At 33.9% G+C, this 25,138-nt stretch carries 22 protein-coding genes and 1 other RNA gene; 1 reads left to right on the top strand and 22 read right to left on the bottom strand.

All coding sequences use genetic code 11. The features are described from left to right. Positions 1-70: 70 nt before the first annotated feature. Positions 71-467: a transfer-messenger RNA gene (ssrA, locus tag C8C88_RS11240) on the top strand. Positions 468-550: 83 nt separating this feature from the next. Here the strand turns inward: ssrA and C8C88_RS11235 are convergent. The 22 genes from C8C88_RS11235 to C8C88_RS11125 all read right to left on the bottom strand — a co-directional run bounded on the left by C8C88_RS11235 (position 551) and on the right by C8C88_RS11125 (position 25,095). Then, entirely contained in the window at positions 551-1,090 is a 540-nt protein-coding gene (locus C8C88_RS11235; RefSeq protein WP_121338212.1) for a TetR/AcrR family transcriptional regulator, read from the bottom strand. A gap of 35 nt (positions 1,091-1,125) precedes the next feature. Then, positions 1,126-2,334 carry a 3-oxoadipyl-CoA thiolase gene (pcaF, locus tag C8C88_RS11230; RefSeq protein ID WP_121338211.1) on the bottom strand — a complete coding sequence of 403 codons (1,209 nt, stop codon included), beginning with the start codon at positions 2,332-2,334 and terminating at the stop codon, positions 1,126-1,128. Between the two features lie 17 nt (positions 2,335-2,351). Then, positions 2,352-3,698: a 3-oxoacid CoA-transferase gene (locus C8C88_RS11225; RefSeq protein ID WP_121338210.1), complete on the bottom strand. Its 1,347-nt coding sequence runs from the start codon at positions 3,696-3,698 to the stop codon at positions 2,352-2,354. Positions 3,699-3,709: 11 nt separating this feature from the next. After that, positions 3,710-4,489, bottom strand: coding sequence for a 3-oxoadipate enol-lactonase (gene pcaD / locus C8C88_RS11220; RefSeq protein WP_121338209.1), 780 nt, complete (start codon positions 4,487-4,489; stop codon positions 3,710-3,712). Between the two features lie 15 nt (positions 4,490-4,504). Further along, entirely contained in the window at positions 4,505-5,293 is a 789-nt protein-coding gene (benD, locus tag C8C88_RS11215) for a benzoate diol dehydrogenase BenD (protein ID WP_121338208.1), read from the bottom strand. Between the two features lie 17 nt (positions 5,294-5,310). Beyond that, positions 5,311-6,330 carry a benzoate 1,2-dioxygenase electron transfer component BenC gene (gene benC, locus C8C88_RS11210; protein ID WP_121338207.1) on the bottom strand — a complete coding sequence of 340 codons (1,020 nt, stop codon included), beginning with the start codon at positions 6,328-6,330 and terminating at the stop codon, positions 5,311-5,313. An 11-nt stretch (positions 6,331-6,341) separates the two neighbouring features. Continuing rightward, the gene (gene benB, locus C8C88_RS11205; protein ID WP_121338206.1) at positions 6,342-6,827 is read right to left on the bottom strand and encodes a benzoate 1,2-dioxygenase small subunit; all 486 of its coding nucleotides are present in this window, start codon (positions 6,825-6,827) and stop codon (positions 6,342-6,344) included. Between the two features lies 1 nt (position 6,828). Further along, a complete protein-coding gene (locus C8C88_RS11200; protein ID WP_121338205.1) occupies positions 6,829-8,178 on the bottom strand; it encodes a Rieske 2Fe-2S domain-containing protein in 1,350 nt (449 codons plus the stop codon). Positions 8,179-8,344: 166 nt separating this feature from the next. After that, positions 8,345-9,271: a catechol 1,2-dioxygenase gene (gene catA / locus C8C88_RS11195; protein ID WP_121338204.1), complete on the bottom strand. Its 927-nt coding sequence runs from the start codon at positions 9,269-9,271 to the stop codon at positions 8,345-8,347. A 54-nt stretch (positions 9,272-9,325) separates the two neighbouring features. Next, complete coding sequence (gene catC, locus C8C88_RS11190; protein ID WP_121338203.1) at positions 9,326-9,616, bottom strand: muconolactone Delta-isomerase; 291 nt, start codon at positions 9,614-9,616, stop codon at positions 9,326-9,328. A gap of 8 nt (positions 9,617-9,624) precedes the next feature. Continuing rightward, positions 9,625-10,746, bottom strand: coding sequence for a muconate/chloromuconate family cycloisomerase (locus C8C88_RS11185; RefSeq protein WP_121338202.1), 1,122 nt, complete (start codon positions 10,744-10,746; stop codon positions 9,625-9,627). 327 nt (positions 10,747-11,073) lie between these two features. Further along, a complete protein-coding gene (locus C8C88_RS11180; RefSeq protein ID WP_121338201.1) occupies positions 11,074-11,952 on the bottom strand; it encodes an AraC family transcriptional regulator in 879 nt (292 codons plus the stop codon). 288 nt (positions 11,953-12,240) lie between these two features. Next, entirely contained in the window at positions 12,241-13,548 is a 1,308-nt protein-coding gene (locus C8C88_RS11175; RefSeq protein WP_121338200.1) for a hypothetical protein, read from the bottom strand. Positions 13,549-13,608: 60 nt separating this feature from the next. After that, positions 13,609-14,973 carry an aromatic acid/H+ symport family MFS transporter gene (locus C8C88_RS11170; RefSeq protein ID WP_121338199.1) on the bottom strand — a complete coding sequence of 455 codons (1,365 nt, stop codon included), beginning with the start codon at positions 14,971-14,973 and terminating at the stop codon, positions 13,609-13,611. Positions 14,974-15,513: 540 nt separating this feature from the next. Next, the gene (locus C8C88_RS11160; protein ID WP_121338197.1) at positions 15,514-15,888 is read right to left on the bottom strand and encodes a hypothetical protein; all 375 of its coding nucleotides are present in this window, start codon (positions 15,886-15,888) and stop codon (positions 15,514-15,516) included. 388 nt (positions 15,889-16,276) lie between these two features. Next, complete coding sequence (locus C8C88_RS11155) at positions 16,277-16,669, bottom strand: response regulator transcription factor (protein WP_121338196.1); 393 nt, start codon at positions 16,667-16,669, stop codon at positions 16,277-16,279. Between the two features lie 39 nt (positions 16,670-16,708). Then, entirely contained in the window at positions 16,709-18,649 is a 1,941-nt protein-coding gene (locus tag C8C88_RS11150) for an OmpA family protein (protein ID WP_121338195.1), read from the bottom strand. A gap of 11 nt (positions 18,650-18,660) precedes the next feature. Then, positions 18,661-19,590: a type IX secretion system membrane protein PorP/SprF gene (locus C8C88_RS11145; RefSeq protein ID WP_121338194.1), complete on the bottom strand. Its 930-nt coding sequence runs from the start codon at positions 19,588-19,590 to the stop codon at positions 18,661-18,663. A gap of 112 nt (positions 19,591-19,702) precedes the next feature. Beyond that, positions 19,703-20,962, bottom strand: a complete 1,260-nt coding sequence (locus tag C8C88_RS11140) for a gliding motility-associated C-terminal domain-containing protein (protein WP_158588994.1) — start codon at positions 20,960-20,962, stop codon at positions 19,703-19,705. Between the two features lie 64 nt (positions 20,963-21,026). Beyond that, on the bottom strand, positions 21,027-21,653 hold the full coding sequence (locus C8C88_RS11135) for a hypothetical protein (RefSeq protein ID WP_121338192.1): 627 nt from the start codon (positions 21,651-21,653) through the stop codon (positions 21,027-21,029). A 26-nt stretch (positions 21,654-21,679) separates the two neighbouring features. Further along, positions 21,680-22,417: a hypothetical protein gene (locus C8C88_RS11130; RefSeq protein WP_121338191.1), complete on the bottom strand. Its 738-nt coding sequence runs from the start codon at positions 22,415-22,417 to the stop codon at positions 21,680-21,682. A gap of 38 nt (positions 22,418-22,455) precedes the next feature. After that, complete coding sequence (locus C8C88_RS11125; protein ID WP_121338190.1) at positions 22,456-25,095, bottom strand: S-layer family protein; 2,640 nt, start codon at positions 25,093-25,095, stop codon at positions 22,456-22,458. Positions 25,096-25,138: the final 43 nt, after the last annotated feature.

The raw sequence follows: 25,138 nt of genomic DNA, 5'->3' as shown, positions 1-25,138 counted from the left end.
GTATTCTGATAAAAAGGATTAGTTTTGCAAACTCAATTTTGGAATAGTTTTTGATAATTGAAAACAAAATGGGGTCGACTGGTTTTGACAGCAAGTCGAATTGAGAAGTAAGCACGTCGAGCATTAAGACCTTGCTCGTAAATATAAGATCTTACACTTTTACACGGCGAAAATAACTACGCTTTAGCTGCATAATCCGAATTATAGTACGATTACGCCACGTTCCTATCAGATAGGAAAGCTGGATTCTCCTTGAAAGCCTTGGTTTGTGGCGGTCAATACAGGGGAACCGTAAAAATAAACCTAGATTTCCATAAGCTTCGGGTGGATTTCGAAATTAAGAAGATAAGTATTGTGTGGCTGTTTCTGGCCAAGCACATTATCGAAAATCTAATCAGGAAATAAACGTGTAGAAAGCCTTTTAGTTGCTTGTTTGGACCCGAGTTCGATTCTCGGCGACTCCACTAAAAAAGCCATAAATTCTTTATAATAAAGTGTTTATGGTTTTTTTATTTTTAAAATTTGTACAACACTGAAAGAGTATTTTATCTTAATTATGAGCCCTGTATTTTTGCTGTACTAATGCAGTTAGCGCTGTTTCCGTTTTTGAATCTAATTGCCGGGAAGCAAAATGTTTCCACATTCCATCAATATAAATAAGCAATAATTTAGCTTCTAAAGCTGGATTTTCATAATTCAATTCTGAGAAAGCAATCTTTAATCTATCATAACATGGTTTCATAAAAAAATCATGGTGCTTTTGCGAAAGCAAATTTAACGCTATGATTTTGTGTTGCATTTTCCAAAAATTAGGATGCGCATGAACCAAAATTCTAGGAACCTCAACAATCTTTAAAATATATTCCAATCCGTTTTCTTCATGCAAAAACTGCGAAATTAGTTTAGTTGACTCTTGGTAGCCATTCTTAATAATTTCCTCCAATAATTTTTCTTTTGTACCAAAATGTCGAAAAATCAATGCCTCTGATGTTTCTGCTTCAGAAGCAATTGATTTTGTAGAAGTAGCTCGTTCTCCGTTTTCTGTAAACAGTTGGAGAGCAGCTTTAAGGATGTCCTTTTTTTTGCTCATCTGGAAATTCTTTAGATAGTGAGCATTTAATTTTTTTAAACGCTTTCTATAATTACAGCATATCCCTGTCCAACACCAATACACATAGTTGCTAATGCATATTTTTTACCAAGACGTTTTAATGATAAGGCTGCTGAATGGACAATTCTCGTTCCTGACATTCCTAACGGATGACCTAATGCAATAGCTCCTCCGTTTACGTTAATTCTAGGATCATCATCTTCAAGTCCTAGTGCTCTTATACAAGCTAAACCTTGTGCTGCAAAAGCTTCGTTCAATTCAATAATATCAATATCTGCCAATGTTAATCCGGCTTTCGCCAAAGCGTTTTGGGTAGCAGTAACAGGACCAATGCCCATAATGCGCGGTTCAACACCAACCACGGCTGAACTAACTATTCGGGCCAATGGTTTTAAATTGTATTTTTTTACAGCATTCCCTGAAGCAACAAAAGTAACTGCTGCTCCATCATTTAATCCAGATGCATTTCCTGCTGTTACCGTTCCGTCTGCTTTAAAAGCTGGTTTTAATTTAGCTAATGTTGCAACAGTAGTACTTTCTCTAATAAACTCATCTTCAGAAAAAAGAATTGCTTCCCCTTTGCGTTGCGGAATACGAACCGGAATAATTTCTTGTGCCAAAACTTTATTTTCTTGAGCTCTAGCCGCTTTCATTTGTGAATTATAAGAAAACAAATCTTGATCCTCTCGGCTGATATTATATAAATCAACCAAATTTTCTGCTGTAATACCCATAGGATCTACCCCATACATTTCTTTCATTTTTGGGTTTACAAAACGCCATCCAAAACTAGAATCTTCCATTTTAGCATCAGTTCCATACGCTTTTGATGATTTTGAAATCACTAACGGACCATGCGTCATATGCTCTACTCCACCAGCAATAAAAACATCACCATCTCCCGATTTTATGGCTCTTGATGCATTGATTATCGCTGACATTCCGGAGGCGCATAAACGATTTACTGTTTCTCCTGGAACAGTTACTGGCAATCCTGCTAATAAAGACGCCATACGAGCTACATTGCGATTATCTTCACCTGCTTGATTGTGACATCCTAAAATAACATCATCAATAGCATCAGTTGGAATAGTTGGATTTCTTTCTACCAATTCTTTGATGACAATAGCGGCTAAATCATCCGCTCTAATAGCAGATAATGTTCCTCCAAAACTTCCTATTGGTGTTCTGATTCCATCAATTATATAAGCTTCTGTACTCATTTTTTTATTTTATTAAATTAAGACAATTGTTCTACAAACGAAGCTTCTGTTTTTTCACGAACTTCTTCTAAAGTAGCCCCCGGCATTAACTCTATTAAAGTCAATTTACCATCAATATATTTGAATACCGCTAATTCCGTAATCACCATATCAACAGAACCCAAAGCCGTTAAAGGCAAGGTACATGTGGGTACAATTTTAGAACTTCCATCTCTATTGTTGTGATTCATTGTGATGATTAGTGTATTGGCTCCCGAAGCTAAATCCATCGCTCCTCCAACACCCAATAAAGGTTGTCCCGGAACTGCCCAATTGGCAAGATTAGCGTGCTCATCAACTTCTAAACCACCCATTACTGCAATATCAACATGTTTACCACGTATCATAGCAAAAGAATCAGCGCTGTCAAAATAACTACTTCCTGCTAAAGCGGTAACTGGAATTTTTCCCGCATTAACAGGATAATTCATTGCTCCACCTCCATCTAATGGTTCTGGACCAACGCCTAACATCCCGTTTTCTGTATGTAAAATAACTCCATGATTAGGTGTAATTAAATCCGCTACCAAAGTTGGAATTCCAATTCCTAGATTGACCACATCCCCTTTTTTTAATTCCTGCAAAGCGCGTTTTGCCATATTCATACGGTCTTCGCTAACTTTTTTGCCTTTACTCACTGAGGCTGATGAACCTAAGTCTTCCAAAGTAAGTGTAGCTTGCACCAAATAATCAATATAACATCCTGGTGTATGAATATAGTTGGGATCTAAAGTTCCTTCTGGAACAATCTCTTCTACTTCAGCAACAACTAAATCAGCGGCAGTTGCCATAGCACGATTGAAATTTTGTTCGGTCATTCGATAGATTAAATTCCCAGCTGTATCTGCTTTCCAAGCTCTGACAAAAGCAATGTTTCCACGAATTCCTTTTACAAAAACCTGTTCGATACCATCAATAATTTTGGTTTCTTTCCCTTCTGCAATTGGTGTTCCAGCTGCAGTTGGTGTATAAAACCCACCTATTCCTGCACCTCCGGCTCTTAAGGCTTCCGCCAAAGTTCCTTGTGGAATTAAATCATATTCAACTATTCTATCCTGCGCTGCTTTTACCGCCTCTGGATTACTGGTAAAAAAAGAACCAATCATTTTTTTTAACTGTCCATTTCGTAACAAACGCCCTCCACCAATTCCCGCTTCACCTACATTGTTACCAATAAAAGTAAGGTCTTTGGTTTGTGTTTTTGATAAAGCATCCATTAAATGTACTGGGTTTCCCGTCATACCAAAACCGCCTTGCAATAAAGTATCGCCATCTTTGACCATAGCTGCAGCTTGTTCGGTGGTTATTTGTGGAACTATTTTCATTTTATATTTTTTTAATTTTTAATAAATTCAATCAGTAATTTGGTAAAATCATCTGCTTTTTCAATATTCGAAATATGAGCCGCTTCTACAGTAAACAAGGTAAGATTTGGAACTCTTTCTTTAAAAAACTTAGCATCATTCGCTGTAGTTACGGCATCTTCGGTTCCAGAAATAATTAAAGTTGGTACTGAAATTTTATAAATTTCGTCTGTAAAATCCGCATCTCGAACAGCAGCGCAAGAAGCAACATATCCTTCTAGTGGTGTTTGTGTAAACTTGGTTAAAACGGTATCAACTTCTGCTCTATTTTCGGCAACAAATTCTGGTGTAAACCAACGTTCTTGTGTTCCTGAAACAATGCTCTTCAAACCATTTTGCAAAACGGTTTCGATTCGAGTATTCCAAGCTTCTGTGTTTCCAATTTTTGCAGCAGTATTAGAAAGTATTAATTTGTTCAACCGTTGCGGTGCGTGAATCCCCAACCATTGTCCAGTTAATCCACCAATAGATAATCCACAAAAATGTACTTTATCAATTTTTAGAAAATCGAGTAATTCTAGAACATCTTTTCCCATCATTTCGATAGTATATTCGCCAGTAAGAACCTCACTTTTTCCGTGGCCACGAGTGTCGTAACGAAGAATATTATATTCTAGCCCCAACAATCCTACTTGCTTATCCCACATGCTTAAATCCGTTCCTAATGAATTAGAAAAAACAATAGTTTGTTCTTTCTTAAAATCATCAAATACATAATTCAATTGGGTAGTATGTGTTTTTATTTCTGACATTTTATTGTTTTTTGGTTACCCTAAATCGCCCCCAGCAACTGGGATTGTAATTCCTGTGATATAAGAAGCTTCATCTGAAGCTAGAAAAAGTATGGCCGAGGTTTGTTCTTCAATAGTTCCGTAGCGTTTCATTAAACTTGACGAAACAGTTTGGCCAACAACTTCTTGTTTCCACATTTTTTCTTGCGGAGAATCTGGTGTTTCATTACGTGGAATCAAACGTTCCGGAGCTTCGGTTCCACCAGGTGCAACAGCATTCACTCTAATATTTTGTTCTGCGTATTCAAAAGCCATAGCTGCAGTAAGTGCGTTGACTCCTCCTTTTGCGGCAGCATAAGGAACTCTATTGATTCCTCGAGTAGCCACTGAAGAAACATTTACTATCACACCTCCTTTTTGTTCTAACATCGCCGGAAGTACAGCACGGCATCCCCAAAGTGTCGGAAAAAGAGAGCGGCGAATTTCTTTTTCAATCTGATCTTCTTCATAAGTTGCAAAAGGTTTCATCCAAATGGTTCCTCCCACATTGTTAATCAAAATATCAATTCTTCCAAATTTTTCGATTCCTTGCGCTACAACTGATTGGAAACCTTGAAATTGTTCTAAATCAGCCACAACAGGAAGTGCTTTGTTTTTTTGGTCTTCAACCAATTGCAAAACTATTTCATTTACTATCGGAGAACGGTCAATTAATACTACCGAAGCACCTTCGTTCAAAAGTTGTAAAGCAACTGTTTTTCCTATTCCTTGAGCAGCTCCTGTAACAAGTACCACTTTTCCTAAAAATCTATTGGGATGAATCATTTTTATCCTTTACTAAATTATACTTTAACACTTTCTTGTCCCGTTGGAACAAATTTCTCCATGTAGAAATTAACATGATTGATTGCTTCTTTGTCAAGCGTATTTTTTACCGCTTCCACCATCATATTTGGTCCACAGATATAGATATCATAGGTTGTTTCACCAAGAATTTCTTTATTAATCCATTGAGTGACGAATCCTTTATCGTGACCTTCAGCTTGTTCGTCAGAGGTACATGTAAATATTTTCAAAGGCATTATTTCGCTAAAGGCTTTCAATCGTTCCAGTTCTACCACGTTTTCTGATGTCGTTGCTCCGTAAAACAAGTGAATTGGAGTAGTGTTTTTATCTGCTTTTAGTTTTTCTAGCATTGACATAAAAGGCGCAATTCCTGTACCTCCAGCAATAAAAATCAATTCGCGTTGGACTTCTCTCAGATAAAAACTACCAATAGGTGTTACTATATTTAAGCTTCCGCCAACGGCTGCCTGATCTTTCAAATACGTACTCATTAATCCTCCTGGCACCAATTTGATTAAAAATTCCGCTTCATTAGTTCCGGGTTGTGAACTGTACGAATACGATCTGGTATACGAAGTTCCTGGTACTTCAATATTTACATATTGCCCCGGAAGAAATTCAAATGAACTATCATCTGAAGCTTGCAATTTTAATTGATAGATTTCTGAAGATAGTCGGTTTAATGCTGTAATTTCTGTAGCTATTGCTGAAGATTTCACTTTGCAAGCTATTGAACTAGCCAAAATATCCACAACCAAATCCGATTGAGGTCTTGCTTGACAAGCAAGGGCAAAACCTGCTGCAGCTTCTTCATCTGACAAAGCTTCTTCGATATAATCTCCTGCGTCGAAGTTACCTGATCTCATTTTACATTTACAAGTACCACATGCGCCATCGGCACAATCCAACGGAATATTTATTCCCACACGATAAGCAGTTTCTGCTACGGTTTCGTTGGGCAAACTATCCATAAATCGGGTAATTCCGTCCTCAAAGTTTAATGCTATTTTTGCCATTACTGTCTGTATTAAATATGATAGATGTCAAGAACCTGACGGATATAATCGTTTTTCAGGATGACTTTTTTATTAGAAATTAAAAATGAATCGGTAGTTTTTTTTAAAGTATAAAAAGAAACTCCAAAAAACTGATCCAAGGTATTGTATCGAAAACTGAAGGTGTTCCAGTTAAAACGTAGTTGCACTTCGGTTTCATTTTCCTCCAGAATTTCAATATTTGAAATCACATGATTGGTTCTGGTATCTGGCAAAGTTGCACTGGAACGTTCGGTTCTAATTCTAAAAACACGATCTTCCAATCCATTTCTGTTTGGATAATAAATTAATGAGATTTCAGTTTCGAAATTTGTTGTCAAATTATCTTCATCATCCCAAGATGGCATCCAGAATTGTACGTTTTCATCATACAATTGAAGCCATTCATCCCATTGTTTATCATCTAAATGTCTTGCTTCTTGATACACAAAAGCTTGTATTTTTTCGAAATTTGTCATCTTACAAATTATTTTCTTGGTTAATCAATTCCTCTTTTTCCAAACCCGCTTTCAAGGTATCTGACCAATAATGGTGTTGCATCAAGAACAATCCTTCATCTTCGGTTCTGATTCCACTTAATTTTGGGTTTATTCCCATAGCCGTTGCATGTTCGTCAGGTCCGTAAATCCAATGTTCCGCACCACGACTCACATCATTCCAAGGCATTGCTTTCGCCAAATAACTTTCTTGACACGACCTGAATTCTTCTAAATCATCAGGAGTTCCCATACCAGTCACGTTGAAAAAATCTTCGTATTGGCGAAGACGTAATGCGCGGGATTCGGTAGCTTCATTTTTGGGTGCAATACAGTAAATCGTCACTTCGGTTTTATCCACTGAAATAGGACGACATACACGAATTTGTGTCGAAAATTGATCCATCAAATACACATTAGGATAAATTGCCAAGTTGCGCGTTTCGTTTACAATAAAATTGGTTCTTTCTTCTCCCAATTCCGAATTCAATCTGTCTAATTGGCTGTAAAGTGGTCGCACTTCTGGATTCAGCATTTTAGTCCAAAGTAAAATGTGACCGTTATCAAACCCATAAACACCACCTATACTTTTTGACCATCCGTTAGGGTCAACCGCTTTTGTCCCCTCTTCCTTTCGGTTTCCCATTGTTGCAACATAATTCCAGTGTACCGAACTTACGTGATATCCGTCTGCACCGTTTTCCATCTGCATTTTCCAGTTGGCATCATAAGTATACGTTGAACTTCCTTTTACTACTTCTAATCCAAATTCCGCTTGATCGACCATTTGATCAATAATCTTTTTGGTTTCACCCAAATAATCTTCTAATGATGACGAATCTGGATTTAAGCTGCCAAATAAAAATCCTTTGTACGATTCAAATCGTGCTACTTTTTTCAAATCATGCGACCCTTCCGTATTGAATTGTTCTGGATATCCAGCTCCTTTTACATCTTTTACTTTTAATAATTTTCCCGAATTATTAAAAGTCCAGCCATGAAAAGGACAAGTGTAGGTTGATTTATTTCCTTTTTTATAACGACAAAGCTGTGCTCCTCTGTGGCTGCAAGCATTGATAAAAGCATTCAACTCACCCTCTTTATTTCGTGCTATAAATATGGGTTGTCTTCCAATATGTGTGGTGAAATAATCATTTGTTTCTGTTATTTGACTTTCATGCGCCAAATACACCCAATTACTTTCGAAAATATATTTCATTTCTAATTCGAAAAGTTCCGGATTAGTAAATGATTCTCTGTTATGACGATAGAGACCTTCTGCTACATTCTTTTCCAGTAGGCTATCAACATATTCTTTATTTAATTTATCCATTGTTGTGTTGTTTAGTAGTTAGAATAAGTTCTTTATGAGATTGCTTTTTTTGGTGTAAAACCACCATGAGAATAGCAATTAATCGATTCGATTTTTTATTCTCACGGGGATTCTACAAGTCCAAAAAGTTTCTAAAAAGGAAGGTAACAGACCGTCTCAGTTATAATTATACTACAGATTCAGCTCTTAATCGTTCTACTTCGGCATCATGTAATCCTTCTATTTCACTGTGTAAAGTGAATCCGAAATCGATTGAGGAATAAGGCTTAGTTAAACCTTTCTCTTTGATTTTTTCAGCATCAGTAATATCAACTTGATCAGGAACTAAACCTGGTCGAGTAGCAAAAGCAAAATCATCCCATAAGTATGGATCGCCTTCAAAATTAATTTGAGTAGTCAGTTTTCTGAAGCCTGGAGCAGAAACAAAGAAATGAACATGAGACGGACGATTTCCATGACGACCGATTGATGTTAACAATACATCCGTTGAACCTCCTGGAGGACACGCATATCCAGAAGGAAGAATACTGCGGAATTGGTAGTTCCCATTTTCATCAGTTTCAATAGTTCTACGCAAGTTAAAATCAGATTGAGTTTGGTCAAAATAAGAATAATTCCCTTTTAAGTTAGCATGCCAAACCTCTACAATAGCTCCAGGAATTGGGTTATTATTTCCATCTACAACTTGTCCTTGCATAAAGAAAACTTTCCCTTCTTCTACTTCAGTTCCATCATCCAAACGGGCGAAACCAACAGATTTTGGTGCTCCAGCTACATAAAGTGGTCCTTCAATTGTTCTTGGCGTACCTCCTGAAATTCCCGCTCTTTCTTCCTCTTCGTCCATACGTAAGTCTAAAAAATGCTCAATTCCCATTCCTGCAGCGATTAAACCATATTCTCCGTTAACCCCTGCTTGTGTAAGGAAGTTTACAGCTTTCCATATTTCTTCTGGTTGAATATCTAAATCTTCTATTGCATAAAACAAATCACGATTGATTCTGTTCACAATTGCTTTAATTCTGTCATTTCCACCACCTACTTGTTCTGTACTTTCTATTTTTTGTAGTAAAGTATCAATTTGTGCTCTAGTCATAATTTTAATTTTTTAAGATTAAGTTTTATCGTTTTTTTTGGTTGTTTAAAAGGCTTACAATTCCCCTTCTTTAATAGAAGAATAGTGTTTGCATAAGGATTTCACTTCGATTTCCATAAAAGGGAAAAGTGGTAAATTGCTCAAGATGTCGTGTAATTCTGCTGGACTTTCGACTTTGAAAATGCTGATGTTCGAAAACTTTCCTACAATTCTCCATAAGTCTACCCATTTTCCGCTGCGTTGAAGATCTTGAGCCATTGCTTTTTCTTTTGCTTTTAATTCGTTTACTAAATTCACATCTAAATCATGAGGAATTTTAACGGTCATTTCTACGTGGAATAACATATCTTTATTTATTTACGTTTGTATTTATTGAGTTTATCTAAATCTAATTCTAAACCTAAACCTGGTCCTTGTGGGATTTTCATCGATGCATTTGAAAATTCGATGGATGTTTTTACAATATCATCCGTAAGTAATAATGGACCGAAAAGTTCTGTTCCCCAAGACATTGTCTTTAAGGTACTAAAAGCATGAGCCGAAGCCACTGATCCAATTGTACCTTCTAATAAAGTCCCTCCATACAAACTGATATCGGCAGCTTCCGCAATGGTGGCCACTTTCAAAACATTATGTAAACCTCCTGATTTTCCAATTTTCAAAGCAAAAACATCTGCTGCTCTAATTTTGGCTAATTTGTAAGCATCGGTTATGTCATTCAAAGCTTCATCAGCCATGATAGGTACTTTAAACATTTTTGTCAAACGAGCCAATCCATCAAAATTTTCTTTAACTATAGGTTGTTCAATTAAGTCAATCCCAGCCTCTTGTAGTTTAGCAATACTTTGTTTAGCAGTACTTTCATCCCAAGCCTGATTTACGTCAACCGTTACTTTGGCACGATTTCCCAAAGCCTTTTTGATAGCCGCAACATGCGCAATGGCAATTTCAGGAGCTTGCCAGCCAATTTTTAATTTGAAAATATTGTGTCTTCCAATAGCCAATAAATGTTCCGCTTCGTCAATATCTTTCTGAGTATTACCACTCGCTAAAGTCCATAAAACAGGTAAAGTATCTGTTATAGCTCCTCCTAATAATGTGGCTATAGAAACTCCTAATCGTTTTCCGTGTGCATCCAATAATGCAGTTTCTATTCCTGATTTTGCAATTTGATTGCCTTGAATATTTTTCTCAATCCAAAACATGGCTTTGTGAATATTCGTCGCATCTTGTCCTACTAATAAAGGCGAAAAATAAGTGTCGATATTGAGTTTCATACTTTCCGGCGATTCTTCGCCATAACTCAGTCCTCCGATGGTGGTTGCTTCTCCAATACCTTCTATTCCATCACTACAAAAAAGACGTATGATGACCATAGTTTGTTTTTTCATCACCGTCATCGAAAGATGATGCGGACGAATTGTTGGCAAATCAATCAGAATGGCCTCAATTTTTTCAATAATAGGATAATTCATTTCTTCGCGTATAAATTTATTTTTCTCTCAAGTAGTGAGTACTCACTCATAAAAAACTGAGCACTCACTTACTGTTTGATTGTGACAAATTTATAGCTAAAGACAGGGTCAAAAATTGGATTAATTTGCTATTAATGAGACAAATCAAACAAATAGAAAAAAAACAAACTGATAAATCATCTTTGTTATAGTTTCAAAAATAATTGAAAACTAATACAGTAGGTTAAAAAAATAAAGTTTGATTCTTTTTTTAAGAAATTGGATAAAAACAAAAATTGTAATAATCGCATAATTATAACGAATGCTACATTTTAGAATAAAATAGAATTACTTTCTGCCTAATTGGCTTCTGAACTCTTTAGGAGTGAGTTCGGTTCTTTTTTTAAATAAGCGGGTAAAATATGCTGGATCCTCAATATCTAATTCATATGAGATTTCTGCAATAGACATTTCGAAATTACGGAGGTAAATTTTGGCTTCGTCAATAAAAAAATTAATTACAACATCTTTTGGCGATAAGCCAGAAACATCTTTACAAATTCTATTGAGATGTCCACTAGAAATGTTTAAACGAGTAGCATATTCTTCGACACCAACTTTAAAAGATTTCATTTCCTTTATTAACTGAACAAAACGTCTGTAGTAAATTTTGTTCTTATTGTCCGAAACATTGACAGCCGATGAAGTTACTGAAACCCGATACAAACGCAATAACATCATTCCTACTAGATATTGCAAGGCATGTTGTTTTCCTGGCAAATCAGAATAATATTCGTCTATACATTTATGGATTGTAAGAAAAGTATCACCTATTAATTTATCATCTTCAGACAGTTTTGAAATATGAATTTCGTCCATTTTATTGATAATATCTGAATCTAATTTTAACATGTTTTCCAGCGACTTATCATACAATGAAATCACCCAACCTCTCATATCAGGATGCATACGTAAACCATGACTGATATTTTTAGGAATGGAAAAAAAAGAAACACTATCTACAATTTGGCTTTGGTCATTAAGTAATAGTTCAACAGAACCACTTTCGATAACAAAAATTTGAAAAAGATCACTATGAGCATGCGGTTTAATATACCATTCATGGCGTTTACCAGTAGTTTCCATTGGGGTAATATGAATGATATCCCTTACCATATCGATAGAGTTATCCCCATAAATCCCCTTAAAAAACAATTTACTTCTCATGTAGCAATTCAAATATTTTTGGAACTTTCAAAGATAGTACAAACAGAACGAAATCGATTTAGTGTATTTTAGTATTTTCAACTAAAATGAAAAACATTTGTGATATTTTATAATGAAAAGATAATACCTTAATAATACAAACTAAATCTAATGCACTTTTTTAATGACGAACTAGTAGTATTCAATTTAGAAAGTCGGTTACAATAACATCACAACTTTCATAATTTCCTTGATAGTTACAAAAAAATGGGTTTAGTTATTTTTCAATAACTAAACCCAATAAAAAAATTAAAATCTTAAAGTAGTAGCAAATAGAATTCTCCAATTTGCCACTAAACTTTCATTCAAGTATGCTTTTGCATCCGCATTTGCATTTCCCCATTGCGCAAGAGAATACTCAGTTTCCAAACTAAATTTTAAGTTTTTTAATGGAACATCTACTCTAGGTGCCAATCTATAAATATAATTGATGGTTCTTGGAGTTGTGTTACCTGATGCTGCAATTCCTCCTATTGTATTTGCTAAACCGTAGGCTTTTGCAACTCCTGAAAAGAGATTCTTAACTCCATCATTTTGGCTAAATCCTGCAAAAAAACCTGGAACTATTTTTTTTGTTTTTCCTGTTAAATCAATCCAATACGACTGTGTATTTATCGTAGAATATTGATCAACACCTGGAGTTATTGGTGTATAACCCACATAACCACCAAGCATAGCAAATGAAGATCCATTTTGTGCTAAAGTAGCTTCTGCTTTAATAAGAACCTTTGGTGTATCAAAACGTCCGTAAGCCATAAACGTATTACTACTAATTCTTTCATCAGAAACAAGAAGATTTGCACCTGATCCAACCGATAAAGTAGGACGAATTTGCTCGAAATGCCCAGCAAATCCCAAAAGAACATTTTTAGTTTTGTAGTTTAGCTGAATATGACCTGCGGGAAATGAATTATTGATATATGGAGCCGTATTCGATGTCAAGTCCCTTTGTGAAACGGCCGCAATAATAAGATTAAATTTATCTGTCAATTTTTGCGTCAAACGTATCTGAGGATTTCTATTGAAAGGCATATAAGGCGCGCCGCCACTAAAGTTAATGACTCCTGGCAACATATCAACATTTGTAAGTGGATGCCAATACTGACCAAATCCTAACTGAGTATTTTTCCAGTCTAATGTGATATAAGCGTGTCTAAGTCGAAAAGCATTTGCCTCAGTAGTTCCAAAAAAGTCGCCTTCTAAAATACCTGAAACTTTTGCATTCAAAACATCAGGAGTAGTTATTTTGACACCTACTCTCGAAATAATAGACAACATTTGAAATTTTGAAGCGCTATTTATATCTGCCCCATTTTTATCTAAATTCACATCTTTTCCCCAAAACAATAGATTCCCTTCTCTTGCATCAACAGTTTGGCGCGAATCGAAAGCGGCTTCATGTCTAATAAAACCCGAAAACTTAATATCAAACAAAGTCTCTTTTTTATCAGGTTTAATAGTATTAAGACCCTCTTTTTCTTTAGTAGTTTCTTGTGCAAATGCAAGACCCGCTGTGAGTAATAAACAACTTAGCACAATTCTATTTTTTAAATTCATCTTTACTTTTTATTTTTTATAAATCTATAATTATTGAAGATTTATTGATTTTTTAATAGCTTACTCTTCAGCAACAATAGCTTGCAATTTTGCCAACTGTAATTTTTCTAATTCTGTTTTTTTGTCATGGCTATGTTTTACACTAATAAAACAAACAGCTAAAGCTCCAATAGCTCCTGGAACTGCAAAAGCAACAAAATTATACTCGAAAGGCATCTCTAAACTCATCAATGTTCCTCCCAAAACTGGTCCTAATATTGCACCTATACGACCAATTCCTGAAGCCCAACCAATTCCCGAAGAGCGAATATTTATTGGATAATATTGCGCTACATAAGCATAACATAATATTTGAGTTCCAATGGTTGTTGCTCCTGCTATAGCTATCAAAATATACAGAACAAGTGTAGAATTTTTGAAACCAAGTAAACTCAAAGAGATTGCAGCTACAGCAAAAAACGAAATCAAAACAGTTTTTAAGTTGAATTTATCTCCTAGCCATCCGCCTCCAACTGCTCCTAATATGGCTCCAAAATTGAGTACTAATAAGAAGGTAAGACTGGATCCTAATTCGTAACCCGCTTTATTCATTAATTTTGGCAACCAAGAATTCAATCCGTATACCATCAGAAGACAGCAGAAAAAAGCTATCCAAAACATAATGGTACTCGCTGCACGTTTGTGCTTAAATAATTTTGCAACACTAGCTCCTTTAATTTTTTCTCCACCTATCTCTAAATCATCTCCTTTCTGAGGAATATAAGTTGGGTCAATCTTAGAAAGTATGATTACAGATTCCTCCATTCTACCTTGTTTTACTAGAAATCCAACCGAATCGGGTAGAAATTTAATAATCAAGGGCACTAAAAGAATAGGTACTAATCCAACATAAAATACAGATTGCCATCCAAAATTAGGAATCAATACAATTCCCAGACCTGCTGAAAGCATCCCTCCAACAGAATAGCCACTAAACATAATTGTTACCAATGTACTTCTGATTTTTTTCGGTGAATATTCCGTCATTAAAGCGACCACATTAGGCATAACCCCTCCAATTCCTAGACCTGCAAGAAAGCGAAGAATTCCAAATTGCAATGGTGTTTCTGCAAAACCAGTTACAAAAGTAAATCCGCTAAATAAGAAAATACAAATAATGATGGCTTTTTTTCTACCAATTTTATCAGAAAGTGTTCCAAATATAAGTGCTCCAAACATCATCCCAAAAAGGGCATAACTACCTAAAGTCCCTGCCTCAAGAGGAGTTAAATTCCATTTTTCCATTAGTAAAGGCAAGACTACACCGTAGATTACTAAATCATAACCATCAAAGATGATTATTAATGCACTCCAGAATAATACCATCCTATGAAATCTATTGAATTTTGCATTATCAATTAAATGATGAATATTTATTTTTTGCATAATTTTTGGTTTTTTAGTTAAAATTTAATGGTTGTTGTTTAGTTAGATATTACAGACCAAAATATGGTTAAGCCCGTTTTTTACAAATTTCTCCATATAAAAATTTGCAACTTTAACACTATAATTATTATACAATACATTTAGACTATAATTAACACATTTATAATAAATATTAATTTAAATTATATAAAATGCAATTATTAGTTATTTTTTATATTGATATGCAAATATTAAAATTATTCAAGATGAAAAATTGTTCTTTTAAATCAAAAACAGGACAAATCAAATGTTTTGTAAAAATTGATCTTGAAAAAAGAATATTCGTAAAATATTATTTACATAAAATAAAGAAAGACAATACTGAAATAGACAATTGTAAATCAGAACACTAGACAATTTCAACTTTGAAATAAATAGAAAACAAAAAAGCAAAAGCTCAAGATTTCTAGTCTTGGACTTTTGCTTTTATTGCTTTTATTTACAATGAATTTTATAAAAATATCAACATATTATATGTGGAATAGATGATGTAGATGTTTTCTATTTCTGAACATATTGAGGTATTGAAAAATTGAAAAAATTACGCAATTCAATTATTAATTCAGATCTTAAACTTGAAGTATCTAAAACCGAAATATCTTCCATTTTTTTCAATTTTTCTAATATTATTTTGTTGAAAGAACAAACAATTACTGGGATTCCCTTTTTGTATACACTAATGAAATCAAATATTTCATCTTCTGAATAGATTACAAATATTATTACAGAATAGTCATTTAATTTTTGATCAAAATAATCAAAATTTCTACAAACATTAAAATCAAATTCTTGTTCGAATTCATATTTCAAAAACCTAGAAAAATATTTTTGATTGTCATAAACCAATCCTTTCTTCATTTTATTCAATACCTCCATTACATTTTATTTAGAAAAAATTATTATGATTAAGTATATTTTATTTCTAACAACAATTACGATATAATCACCTTACTAACTGTTTATGAGGAATATATATATTTTGACATCAGCTTCATTTTTTTCTAAATCAGGTAGCTAAACTCTACCAAATCTAACTTATAATTTTTAATTCCTTAAAACTAAAAACATATAAGAGCTACCTGAAAAGAAAAAAAATATTAAGATTCAAATAATCCCACATACAAAGATATTTGCAATGAAATAAACAATTTGTAGAATATTTCATATTATTGTATAGAATCATTACTACAAAAACGCTAGCATACTATAATTATCAAATAACTTCTTTGGTATTTTTTTACAAGAATTTTTTCAAATATTACTGTTAATTTTGCCCTGCTACAATAATGTTCTTTAGCATTAACTTTATTTCTTTTTCTCCACTTATTTTATTAATATATAAAGATGCACCAGCATTTAAGTATCGCTTTTCATAAATATCTTTATTGTAATCACTAAATATTAAAATTTTAATTCCTGGTTGTATTTTTTTAATATTTACAACACTAATAACACCGTCAGTTTCTGGAAAATTGACACCTAAAATCATAAAATCTATTCTGGTCTCTTTCAAAATTTTGAAAGTATCAACTATTGTATCTGACTCATATATTGTTATAGATCTTAAAGACTCTTTCATCATCTCAGCAATACCAAGCCTAACAACCGCATGATGGTCTGCAATTAAAAAACTATAATTATTATTAAATGATTTCATAAGTTTATAAATTAAAATTAATATGATCCTATCACCAGTTTACATTGATATAATAATAAATTCACTACGTCTATTTGCTTGATGCTCTTGTTCTGTACAGGAAATTCCGTCAGCACATTTATTTATTAATTGAGTTTCTCCATAACCTTTTCCTGTTAATCGTGAAGATTCAATGCCTTGTTTAATCATCCATGCTATAGTAGATTTTGCTCTTTTTTCTGATAGTTCTTTGTTATATTGTTGCGTTTGACGACTATCCGTATGCGAACGTACATCAATATACATATTGGGGTTTTGCTTCATTACAGCGACTACTTTTTCTAACTCAAAAGCGGCATCTTTTCTAATAAATGATTTGTCTAAATCAAAATAAATAATAGGAATATTAAGTGTTTTTGCTAAATCAGTCCCAATCTGAATAGGTTTTGTACGTTTTTCCAAAGCCAAAGATAAATCCGTTTTTCCTGTAATTTTTTCTATTATTACGGGGACTTCTTTTGTTAGATATTCTCGCTTTTCAACTCTTACATAATAGGTTCTTCCACAGTCAACTTCAAAAGTATAGTAACCTTTATCATCCGATATATATTCTTTGATGATTTGAAACTTTTCATCAAATAGACTGACCTTGGACTCTGGTAGTACTAAAGCTGTTTCTTGATCAGTTATTATTCCCGCTAAAACTTGTTCACAAGTAAGTTTTTTAGTTTCTGTAAATTTATAAATATCGTCATATCCTAATCCTCCATCCCTATTTGAAGTAAAAAAACCATTTTTGCTTTTATTGTCAATCAAAAAAGCAAAATCATCTTGAGGACCATTTACTGGAGACCCTACATTATGTATTTCTTTAAAAAGATTATCTTTTTCTACTTTAGCAACAAAAATATCTAGTCCTCCAAGGCCTGGTCTACCATCACTAGAAAAATATAATTCATTATTGTCATCTGTAATAAATGGAAAAGTCTCTTTTCCTTCTGTATTTATTGTTGCTCCTAAATTCTCAGGTCTACCATAACTTCCATCTAAATTAATTGAGACTTTAAATAAGTCTGATTGCCCTAATGTTCCTGGCATATCTGAAGCGAAATATAAGGTTTTTTCATCTGGACTTAATGCTGGATGAGCAACACTAAATTCATCACTATTAAATGGTAATGCAATAACATTAACCCATTTATTATTTCTTTTTGTAGCTTTATATATCTTCAATAAAACTATTCTTTTACTATCTTTTCCTTTTTTACCATCTAAATAATTATTTCTAGTAAAATACATGGTTGTACCATCTTTTGTAAAAACTGGGGTAGATTCATGAAATTTTGAATTTATATTTTTACTAAATAGCGTTGGTTCGCCTAATACTCCATTCTGTTTTACATCTGAACTATATAAATTGGTAAAAGATTGATTAGTCCATTTGAATACTTTTTTAGAAATTCCGCCTGTATCCCTTGCTGAAGTAAAAACTAACTTATTTCCTGAAAATGAGCTCCCATAATCCGAAAACTCAGAGTTAATGCCTGCATTTTCTATATTATATCTACCAGAATTAGCTTTAATTTCCTCTAGATAGTTTTTATGACTCATATAGAGTTTTGCTCTTTTATCATTACCCGATTTTTTATTAAATTCTTCAAGCATTTTATCTGCTTTTGCATAATCTCCAACGGATTTTAAACATTGTGAATATCTATAATAATATTCCGACTCTTGGTCTTTATTCATTATAAAAAGTTCATCATACCATTTTACAGCTTTATACAACTCTGCATTAAAATAGTAAGCATTTCCTAACTTTTGAAACATTTTTTCATCCTTATACCCTTTCTCGGCAACTCGCTCATATGTGGCTATTGCATCAACATAAGCATACTGGTCGTATTGCTTATCTGCTGAAGCTACTTTGGCTCTTTGAGCAAAACCTTGTAATATTATTAAGCTAAAAAAAACAGTGTAAAATAAAGTATTAATTTTCATAGTGTGTCGTGTTAAAAGAATCTTGGGGATATAATTTTATCGTATTTTTTAAACAATTCATAACGTAAAAATATCTCGTGGGAACCTGAATTGTAATTTGCTAGTCTTGTTGTTTCTAAATCATATCCATATCCAATAAACCAAGAGTCTGTGGCTTGAAAACCAACCATTGCACTTACAGCTGCACTCCATCTATAAGCTAATCCAGCTACAAACTTCTCGTTTATCAAGAAGTTTCCTGATATATCCAGTTGCAATGGAGCTCCTTGAACTACCTTAGTAAGTATTGATGGTTTGAATTTAACTTCTGAACTCAAATCAAATACATGACCTGCGATTAAATAATAATGAATTTTTTCGCTTGCTATATGACTATTTGAGCCTGTGCCTGCATATCGGTCAAAATGTTTTGTTTCCAATAAATTAGGGGCAGATATTCCGATATAGGTGTTATCAGAATGTAAATAAAATCCAACACCTATATTCGGAGAAAACTTATTATCAATATTTGTGTCAAAATTATAATCATTCATATCGTCTTTATTCAACTTCGTAAAATCAATATTCAAAAGATTAGCAGTTGCTTTTAATCCAAAAGACAATTTATAAGTGTCTGATGTGTGAATGGTATAGGAAAAATCTACAGCTATATTATTTTCATCCGATGGTCCTATTTTATCATTCACTATAGAAACCCCTAATCCTACATTGCTACCGTTAATTGGAGTATTGATTGATGCCGTATTCGTTACAGGAGCTCCATCTAAACCAACCCATTGTGTACGATGCAAAGCAAAAATATTCATAGACTCTCTAGACCCAGCATATGCTGGATTTACATTAATCGTGTTATACATATATTGTGTAAACTGCGAGTCTTGTTGTGCATAACTAATTAAGCTCAAACAGAGAAAAGCAAATACTACTATTATTTTTTTCATGTGATTTTAAATTTACTGGTCAAAAAAAATATTTTTGGAATTAATTTTATAGATATCATTATTTAGTAATAATAAAAATCAGTTCAATGAAATAGTTCCGTTTAGATATTGATTAATTATTAAGATATAAATACCCTGATTTTTTTACCGTTTGAGTAAGATTAGTTGCTGTTTTATATTTGATATTTAAAATATAAAAGTAGGTTCCTACAGGAAGTAATTGCCCTTTTGAAATTGTAGTCCTTCCCTCAGAATATCCTTTGAACACATTTCCGTTAGAACCATAATTATTAGTCTCAAATACTTTTACTCCCCAACGGTTGTATATTTCTACTGTATTATCAGCTGAACATTCTGTCAATCCGTCTATTTTAAAATAATCATTTATACCATCATTATTCATTGATATAGCATTATAAACCGACAAAGTACTACATGGTAATATCACGCTGTCATCAATTCTAGCTGTTGTAAAAACATTATATCCTGAAACATTTATTGGGGTAGTTACAGTTTTATTCAAACTATCAACTATTCCTCCTTCATCCACCCAAAGGTTTTTGGCAGCGTCCCAGCGAACTATGCGTATATCGCTCTGTGGTGAAACAATTATATTAGCAGGTGTTGTTGTCGATTCGTCCCAACTCAAAGTAAGAATTACATCTGATGTACCTGCTGTTTTATCTAAAGTCCAATATTCTTGATCATTTATAATACCTATTGAGCTTGATTTACTAATATGTGGATATAAAGAATTAGAATTATCATAGAAATATTTACCAGTAAAACTACTTAACAACTGCTCTGGTGCTGAAATTCCTGCAAAACGATATAGATTTTTGTCTCCGATTGGGTAAATAAAAGGCACATTTCCATTTTTTTTCACTTTACCATCAACATGACTATCATTATCTACATTTATATGTTCCGCTTCATTTTGAAAAACCAAAAGTCCCCCATAATTGTCATCATCTATAATCCCTTGCTGAAAATCTGAAGTTCCAGAGATACTTACTTCATTAGATAAGTGAAAAGCGGGTTGTATTTTAGTATTATAAAACTCTCCATTATACCATTCCATCGGTATAGTACCCGATATGTCTTGGTAACCAAACATTCCTCTCATACGAGTAATACCTGTAGTAGAACCCGAAGAAAAACTTACAAGACCGTCATTGTTATAATGACTATAGACATAAAAATCACCATCGTTGAAAAGGTTACCCGTACTCTTATTATCCATTGCTCCTACTGTAGACATAATTGTGCCAGGACTAATATATAAGTCACCTACATTAACTGTTTGAGCTACACCAATGTACGATATGAGCAATAGTGTAAATAGTGATTTGTTTTTAGTTATTTTTTTCATGTTTTTATATTTTTTTAAAAAAAGCGGAGACTTAGATTGTTCATTATTTAAAATTTCCTTTAAACTATGCATTACAAAATACACTACCTAAAACAACTTGTGTATTATTACTAAAATTAACCTCACCGCCGGATCCTTCCATAATAGACACACCTAATCCCATAGTAGAAATCCCGCATTCTGTACCACAAAAGGTATTTGCACTTTGATCATAATAAACACCCAGCCCTAAATAAATATCTTGATTAGGAGCTAAGGGTGCTCCATTATACTCTAAATCTATATCTCCATTAGTTAAAATAGTTGCTATCCAGTTTCCATTATCTACTGTATAGGTCTGACCTAGTGTTGAAGACGTTACGGATGTAGCAGCAGAATCCCATGTTAATTTTAAATAAGGATTGTTTGGAATAGTGAAATTAGGATTTGTAATTTTTATTGTAATAGGTCCTGAAGTAGGAAATGCTCCTGCATTACTAATTTTCACAACAAAATTATCGCTCCACACTACTGCTGGACTACTGCAATTTAATGTAGGAAGTATAGGCAACACGAATGGATCTACCTGTGGATCAGATGATTTATCCACTTTTTTTTGTTGTTGCCAGAAAAATGGAGTTCCTGGAATTTGAGCATGCAAACTGAAACTAGCAAGCATAATAATTAAGAAACTGAATATTATTTTTTTCATTATATTTTTCTTTAAACTACAATTAATTACAATCCAGTTATCCAAGACATATAAACATGTGTTCCCAATACTAGGATTGTATATATAGAGTGTTTTCCTCCCGTTACTACCGATGGTCCGTTATCTACAGGTAAATGAACTGTAAATCCAGCTGAAGTAAAATTAGCCGTTCCAGAAACACTTCCTTGTACTGCTAGCGTATAAGTCCCGCCATCTTTTATATTTTGTAAATCGAAAATATTACCTGCACTTGCAGTAGTATAAGCTAAATTACTTTTTGAATAATCTATTGTTGTGTCTGTACCTGCATCATAAGCTAATAAGTTATTAGCCGAACCATTTACCGTTAAGGCTGAATTGGGAGCATTTGTTTTAATCCCAATATTACCCATTTGATAAATGTTTTGAGTGTTTGTAGTAGCTTGATTTGTTGTACTTTCTACTTGCCAAGGTTCTTTTGCAATAATATCTATAAGTCGAACCCATTTTGTACCATCATTATAATAATACCCTGGTGTTACATCGCCAGCTGTTGCTGTATTATATACAGACATTCCTTGTATATGAGCTGACATTGGTGCAAAATCCGTAGTAGCTGTTAATGCTATACGTGGCATGATTAATCCTTTGGTAGTACTTTCTATTTCTAGTGCTGCATTAGGATTTATTGCCGTTAGATTATCCCCTACTTTAACCTGTGCTTGCATTTGCATCCCTAAGAAAAGAAAACTACTTATATAGAATATTTTTGTACGATTTTTCATTTTTATTTATTTTAAAATTGGCTATATAATTTTAGCTTTTATTTAGCTCTCCCTGACATTCTAGCGTTAGCTGTAGGATATGTTTTCACATATTCAATAATGATGTAATATTCTCCTGCAGGATGATTTACAGCAAGTGAACCTGGAGTACCAAAGGTCATAATACCTGTTGTAGCACTAAAACTTTGTACATGTGTAGAAATTTTAGACACTGCTTCAATATCAACTGATGTTCCGTTCCAAGTACCAGGAAAACCTACTGAAATTAAACGCACCTCTAACAACATAACGTGATCAGTAGTTACAAAATTAGGAACGAGGTCGTGCACATTTATTGTCGTAAAATCAGCTGTTGTATTAAAATGCCCTGTAATTTCAAAAGCAGGAGTTCCATCAACCCATTTTCTACCTGTTTCTTGTTCAACATAACTGTAATCAATTTTACTAAATTTAGAAGCAGGAACCGTTTTTAACACACCCGTTGCATCAGCAACTACTATATTATCCGTTGAAGCACCTGTGTTTGTATTGATATCACGCACACGAACATTACCAGAACCAATATCTAATTTTTCAGTAGGATTAACTGCTTCATTAGCAATACCTACATTACCATTTGGAATTACCGTAAGGGCATTCGCACGATTTGATGCGTCAGTACCTATACCAATTTCAAATATAGAACCATAGATATTTCTATTTGCCTTACCAATAATGAACTGATTATAACTGTCAGAAATATTGTATTCGCCAAAAATGGTTGAATTACTTGATGAAATACCTGACCAGTTGTTGTTACCAAAAAGTGTATTGTTGTTTATACGTGCACCAGATCCTATTGATGTGATGATATTTTTCTCTCCGAAAACGGTATTGTTACGTAAGGTTGGGCCTCCTTCTTCGCCTGTCATGGTGTTATTATCACCAAAAATGGTGTTGTTAGACCAGACTCCTCCTGCATTATATTCCTTATTATTTGAACCAAAAATAGCATTAGAATTTCCGTTTACTCCTATTAGATTGTTACGGCCAACAATTAAAGCATTGTCACTAAAAATTTTATTCTGATTACCAATACCCATAGAATTTCTAGCATAAACACTAACATTATCTCCAAAAGCAGCACTATTAGCTCCTACTAAACCTATATGGTTTGAACCCACACGTATAGCACCTTGAACATCTAAAGCTACATCAGCTAAAACTTCATTTTTGCCAATGGCTACCGTACCCATTTGATAAATATTTTGTGTATTTAAAGTAGCTTGGTCTGTTGTAGTTTGTACTAGCCAAGGTTCAATTTTTAAAGTAGATAAGTCTATAGTAGGATTATCACTATTTTCATTAGTATAAGTAAGTATATTTGTTGTTGTATCTAATGCAAGTGTTGTATTAGTTTGGGTTGGTGAGCTTGCATTTACTATATAAGGACTTGCCACGGTTCCTACACCAGTTATAGTAACATTTGTACCTGCTGTTGTAACACCTCCAACTCCATCGGCACCATTTGCTCCTGCAGAACCAGTTAAGCCAATTGGACCTTGTGGACCAACTGCACCATCAACTCCATTAGTTCCGTTTATTCCATCAATACCATTTGCTCCTGCTGGACCTGTTAACCCTATTGGACCTTGTGAACCAACTGCACCATCAACTCCATTTGTACCATTTGTTCCGTTTGTCCCTGCTGCTCCAGTTGCTCCTCTTAGGTCAGAGGTTGTAGAAGTTGTACCATCGGAATAAGTAAAGGTAACTATACCAGTTGTTGAATCGTAAGTTGAACCTGTTACAGATTTTCCGTTTGTTCCGTTTGTCCCTGCTGCTCCAGTTGCCCCTCTTAAGTCAGAGGTTGTAGAAGTTGTACCATCGGAATAAGTAAAGGTAACTATACCAGTTGTTGAGTCGTAAGTTGAACCTGTTACAGATTTTCCGTTTGTACCATTTGTTCCGTTTGTCCCTGCTACTCCAGTTGCTCCTCTTAAGTCAGAGGTTGTAGAAGTTGTACCATCAGAATAAGTAAAGGTAACTATACCAGTTGTCGAATCGTAAGTTGAACCTGTTACAGATTTTCCATTTGTACCATTTGTTCCGTTTGTCCCTGCTGCTCCAGTTGCTCCTCTTAAGTCAGAGGTTGTAGAAGTTGTACCATCAGAATAAGTAAAGGTAACTATACCAGTTGTTGAATCGTAAGTTGAACCTGTTACAGATTTTCCGTTTGTACCATTTGTTCCTGCTATTCCTTGCGCTCCTGTTGCTCCCGCTGGACCTGTTAATCCTATTAGACCTTGAGGACCAACTGGCAAATTAATAGTCACAGGAGTACCACTTTCATTTGTATAAGTTATTGTCCCGTCTCCATTATCAATTAATGTTGTAATAGTTTCTGCAAGTGTAGTTCCTATTCGATACCACTTATTGATGTACCAGTAATAATACCCTGGTGTGATATCAGCAATAGTTTGTGTATTAAATACCAATAAACTATTTACATTACCATTAGTAATAGTTATTGAATCTATAGTACTTGTTAATGAAACCCTTGGTATTAAAATACCTTTATTTTCTGACACTACATCAAGTTCAGATGATGTGTTAGGCAAAGTAGTTCCTATTCCTACTTGTCCATAACCACAATAAACAACTCCTAAAAAAAGAAGCGTTAAGTAATAATTTTTCATAATATTTTTTTTTAGAAATTCTTTTTATGAAATACTATTAGCT

It is taken from the genome of Flavobacterium sp. 123 (assembly GCF_003634825.1).
Lineage (GTDB): Bacteria > Bacteroidota > Bacteroidia > Flavobacteriales > Flavobacteriaceae > Flavobacterium.
This window is presented reverse-complemented; position numbering and strand designations above follow the sequence as displayed.